Consider the following 5,322-nt stretch of genomic DNA (forward strand, 5'->3'; position numbering starts at 1 on the left):
CCAACCCCGAAACCCTTCCCGACCGGGGGCGATAGCACGCGCCCAAACACTGAAACACCATCGAATTGACTTCGCCTTCATAGGCTGCTCAGAACTGCCCGTGCGGCTTTCACCGCAAGCAGCTCAAGCGAGCCGCGAGAGCGAATCGGGTTGCTATGCAGTGCTTCTGCGTTGTCGAGCATGATGCTCGCTTCGGCAGGAGCGGTGGACCAGGCGGGTTCGTTCTCCGTCCGCTGAGGTGGGCCGTCCGTCGTGGACGAGGTAGTCCGCGGCGATGGCCTGACGGATGACCAACAGCCACCATCGTTCCCATTCACTGGGCGATTGCGGTGGCTGGTCCGGTGACAGCAGTTCATTCCGGCAGAGCGGGCACCGGCCATGCTGCTCGATGAGCAGCCGCCGCGTGTAACCGTCGACTGGAGGTTTGATTCTGCGTCGCCGTTGTTCCCAGTACTCGGCCAGCGCTGGGTCATCGGGTGATGCCCTGCCCTTGACCAGAGTGTGTCGGACGATGTCGGTCCAGGAGAACCGTGGCAGGTGCGCGCCGCTGGCTGCGTCGCCGAATACCCAGCGGTTGTTCCTGAACTTGTTGAACTTGCCGAAGTAGCGGGCCGATACCCACCACTTCGACTTCGTGGGGTGGCTGTGGGTCGCCCACTTGTAGGTCAACGCCCACAGATAGTCGTCGAGAGCGCTGAACGTCCGCTTCGACACCACGCCCCGGTAGTAGGCCGCCCAACCCTTGATGATCGGGGTGAGCGTGGCGATGACCGCCCGCGCATTGGAGCCGCGCAGTGCGCGGATCTCCGTGCGCAACCGTTCCCGCATTCGCCGGACTGCGGCTTTCGATGGTTTGATCAGCAACTTGCCGTGATAGCGGCGAACATTGAAACCCAAGAAGTCGAACCCGGACTCGCCCACATGCACGATCCGGGTCTTGTCCTCGTTGAACGCCAACCCCCTGGGTGCCAGCCACTCGGCGAGCCGTGCTTTGACCTGCTCGGCCTGCCACTGGGTGTGACAGAGCGCGACGAGATCGTCGGCATACCTGATGACCACCGGGGAGTCCGTTCGCGTCGATTCGGCAGTGCTGCCGGACTCCACGTATCGAACTCCTGCCGCGTGTTCCAGCCCGTGCAGGGCAATGTTCAGCAGTAGCGGACTGATGACTCCGCCTTGGGGCGTGCCCTCGTCGGTCGGAGCAAATCCCTTGCCCGCCTCGATGATTCCCGCTTTCAGCCAGTCTCGGATCATGTCCCTGGCTGGGAATGACCCGATGGCTTCGAGCAACCGGGAGTGATCGATTCTGTCGAACGCCGCCGCCAGGTCCGCGTCCAGCGCCCACACCCGCTTGGCCCGAGGGCCACGGCAGACGGTGTAGATCGCCTGGATCGCATCGTGGCAGCTGCGGCCCGGCCGGAACCCGTAGGACTTGGGCTCGAACCGGGCCTCCCACTCAGGTTCCAGCGCATTGCGGACCCTGCCCTGATGACAGCGATCCGCGATCACCGGAATCCCGAGCGGTCGCAACTTCGCACGGTTTCCCGCCTTCGGGATATACGCCCGCTTGACCGGCCGGGGCTGCCAGGACGCCGCATCACGGTGCACCTGCACCGCCAGCTGCATCCGGGCCTTCGAGGTCAACGCGACCTCACCGTCGACCCCGGCGGTCTTGCGTCCCGCGTTACGCTGCGTCGCCTGCCTCACGCTGATCAGCGTGTTGCTCCAGCTGCGCAGCATCATTTTCTGCAGGTTCCTGACCGTGGCCAGGTTCCCGCTCCGAGTCGCTGTGAAGATCCGCAGCCGCAAACGCCGTACGTTGTCCTCGTGCTGCCGCCAATCGACGGCATCCCACGAAAGGGCAACGCCCTCAGGTCCGTTCACCATTCGGTGTCCAACTTGTCCTTCAGTTCCGGCGGTTCGAGACCGCTTCGTTCCACCAGCTCACCTGTCCACGTCAGCGCCTCTTTCGAGGCCCGGACACTCGGTCCGGTATCCGGCCAGTTATCCAGCGACGACGGCCCAGAGGTGCCGCCACAGTGCGCTGGTTTCCTGCTGGCTTTCGCCCGCCGGCCTTCGCTTCTTGGACATCCTGTTCCCGCCAGAGAATTCCGCTCTCCTCACGGTCGGCCTACCGGAACATCACACCGATGTTCCGGACTCTGTCGGGGTTTCCGTGTTCCGCACGCATGAGATGCGGCCGGGTTGGGTGCCTTCTTTCCCCCGGGGCAGCGGTGTCCTCCCGACCAGCACAGCCTCTCTGATCGGCGCCTGCCGCTTCTCAACGGCCAGCCCTATACCCCGCTGGAACGACCCACCTGCGGAGCTGCTGATAACGGGGCATACGAAGATTCACTTCCGTTCACCCGTCCGGCCTTCCCCTCGCCCGTCATCCCTGGGTGGAACAGGGACGCTTCGGCTTTCACCCCAGGCTTCGCACCCCGCGGTCACCCACGACGCACGCCAGGGCGGGGACGGTCCCATAGACACTGGACCGGATCACGTCCTCGTCGAACAACCTCCAATCAAACGCGACCACTCACAACGTGCGACCTCACGTCGCACAGCTGCCCCCAGCTTCACCGCCCTGCTGCGACAGGAGGGAGGCGAAGATCTCCCACCTCCCCACAATCAATGTGAGGTCGACTCGGAGCGCCCTGCCGGTGTTGCCACCGGTGGGTCTCTAAAGCCTCCCACCGAACCGGACGTGCCCGCTTTCCGGGCATCGCGGCTCTCCAGTGACTACTCCGTGAGTTGTGCGGCAGGTTCTCCGGTATGGATGTCGTCATGACAATGCGCGCAGACCACAAGTGTCTTGCGGCGGCGTTTCGCCATGATTTCCGCCCATGCCGGTCGGTCCGCCGGCCCGAGCTTGTCGAGTTCGGCAAGCTTTCGGATGTGGTGTACTGCAACGTTTCCCGAGCGCTCGCAGATCTCGCATCGGCTCGCGAGGAGTCTGGTGACCAGCTCCTTGGGGCCGACTGCTCGTCCGGGTTGACGATCTTGCAGGACCGCCTTCTTCTGCCATCGCAGCGGTATCCCGCCATACCGAGCGATCAGTGGTTTCCTGCCGTCGGCGCGTTCGACGACTGCTTCGAAGCACGTGCGCGGCCCGTGTGGGGTGTCGAGTTTGGCTTTGTGTTTCGCCGCCGTCTTCGACACGGTCGAGCGGTGCTTGCCCGCAAGCGTTTTCAGCATCGACGTCTCCATGACCCAGTTCAACCGGTTCAGTCGGTAGACGTCGCTGGCCAGCAGGTAGTACTGGACCAGCCCCCGATATTCCGCCCCGTAGATGGAGACGATGGTGTAGTCGTTACTGTTCATCAGTCGGGTGCGGCGCGCGGGTTGACTGCGCTTCATATAGAGGGCGCATTTGTCCTTGATCACCTTGACAGGGACCCGGAGCCTGACGGTCGCATTGCTCGACCGCTGGCCGTTGGTGATCGCCTTGTCGTTGTGCTGAATGGTGATCTCGTAGCCGAGGAATCGTGCCGCATCTGTCCGAGCGTGCGTGATCGGCGTTTTCTCCTCTGACAGTTCCAGCTTGAGTTCGTCACGCAGAAACTGTCCGAGGCGTTTCTTGATCTCCTCGGCTTCGGATTTTGGTCCGGTGAAACCCAGCAGGGTATCGTCGGCGTAGCGGCAGTAGCGCAACCTCCGGTAGCGAGGATCATGAAAATCCTTACTCGGTAAGCTGCGCAGTCGCTGACGTAGCAATCGCGCTTCGATGCGGTCTCCACGCTCACGTGCTCGTGTGAGCGCCTTCTGAACCTTGCGGTATTCGGGGTTCTTTACCCGTTCTGATCCTCGGTTATACTCCGGTATGAGAACCTGCTCGACAAAGACGTCGAACCGGTGTAAATAGATATTGGAGAGCAGGGGTGATAGCACGCCGCCTTGTGGTGCTCCGGAGAGCGTGGCGTTCCATATCCAGTCCTCCAAGTATCCGGCTCGAAGCATGTTCCGCACGAGCCGCAGAAACCGGTTGTCGCGGATTTTCTCCGACGTAATCCTGACCATTATTTCGTGATCCAAAGAACCGAAACAGTCGGAGATATCGCCCTCGATCAGCCAGGTTGTTCCCGTCCAGGTATTGGCCACCTCGCGCAACGCGGTGTGGCAGCCCCGGCCGGGACGGAACCCGTGAGACCGGTCGGAGAATTGGGGTTCGTAGTACGCCTCCAGCAGGAGCCGCATCACCTCACCCACCAGTTTGTCCGACCAGCCGGGCAGGCCGAGGGGCCTGAGTTTCCCGTTCTTCTTGGGAATCAGAACCCTTTTGACTGGACTGAACCGATAACGTTCGTGGCGCATCAGCTCGATGATCCTGTGGATCTTGTCCAGCGACATGCCGTCCACGGTCTCTGCCAAGACTCCGGGTGTCGTCGCCCCCTTGTTGGAGTAGATACGCCCGTAAGCCATGAGATACAGATCCGGGTTGAACATCTGCCGATAAAGTTCGTCACAGGACAGGCCGCGCCTGCCGCGTTCGCGGAGGACACCCAGCACTGTTTCGGCGTTCTGCAATTTTCGCATACCTCCCAGATCCTCAAGTGTCCGATCACCTGGCCCCCTTCGCCCTCATTCCGGCTTTCCCGGACTTCTCGACCGGTCGTTACTCCGGCGACTACTATGGAGCCTCCGTCACCATAGGATTCGTATCCCTTAGGTGATCCCGCGTTCATCTCTGCCGTACGTACCAGCGCAACTTAGGTGCCCCACTCATCTCCTTGAATACCCTCATTGGGAATCGCTCCACATCCCGGAAGTTGCGTCGGCCGCGAAAGAATGCCGATGCAGGACGTGGCGCCGGTTTCAGGCGTCTTTCCGACGGATGGACATTTGCATCAACTGGAGATTGGGGTTCAGGCAGTATAGCTTTCACCGTATTGCGCGAATCGCGCGATGCACCGTTCCATACGCCTGGACACAGCCACCGCTTTCCTGACATGCTCTTGTCCCTCAATATCCTTTCGGATCGAGGTAAGTCATCCGATTCAAGAACGTTCCTCCAAGTTCTTCCCGACTTCGCCGGGAATACGACAGAGCGCCTCGCGGCGCAATTTCGCCATATCACACGGGTCCCGCGACGCGCCGCCTCCGACGTCTGAGCACGGCCGCCGCTTCAATGACATGCTGCTGTCCCCTTCACCTTTCGGCTCCAGGTAAGCCATCGGACCCAAGAACCTCCTTCCGAGTTCCTCCCGGCTGAACCGGGGATACGACCGTGAGGTCGGCCCGGAGCGCCCTGCCAGTGTTGCCACCGGTGGGTCTCTCCGAGCCGCCTCCCGAACCCGGCGTGCGCCGCCAAGCGCACCGGGC

Annotated in this window: 2 protein-coding genes; both read right to left on the bottom strand. The window is 62.0% G+C overall.

Annotated elements, in window-relative coordinates; translation table 11 throughout:
• Window positions 1-153 precede the first annotated feature (153 nt).
• On the bottom strand, window positions 154-1,887 hold the full coding sequence (ltrA, locus tag ACIBG0_RS42010; protein ID WP_397041219.1) for a group II intron reverse transcriptase/maturase: 1,734 nt from the start codon (window positions 1,885-1,887) through the stop codon (window positions 154-156).
• An 855-nt stretch (window positions 1,888-2,742) separates the two neighbouring features.
• Window positions 2,743-4,536 (bottom strand): reverse transcriptase domain-containing protein, encoded by a 1,794-nt coding sequence (locus ACIBG0_RS42015; protein WP_397041221.1) that lies wholly within the window; start codon window positions 4,534-4,536, stop codon window positions 2,743-2,745.
• Window positions 4,537-5,322 lie beyond the last annotated feature (786 nt).

This window comes from Nocardia sp. NPDC050630, from assembly GCF_044457245.1.
GTDB lineage: Bacteria > Actinomycetota > Actinomycetes > Mycobacteriales > Mycobacteriaceae > Nocardia.

Coding starts and splice junctions, on each gene's coding strand:
- ACIBG0_RS42015 (WP_397041221.1), bottom strand. CDS start 4,536: ATGCGAAAATTGCAGAACGCCGAAACAGTGCTGGGTGTCCTCCGCGAA.
- ltrA (WP_397041219.1), bottom strand. CDS start 1,887: ATGGTGAACGGACCTGAGGGCGTTGCCCTTTCGTGGGATGCCGTCGAT.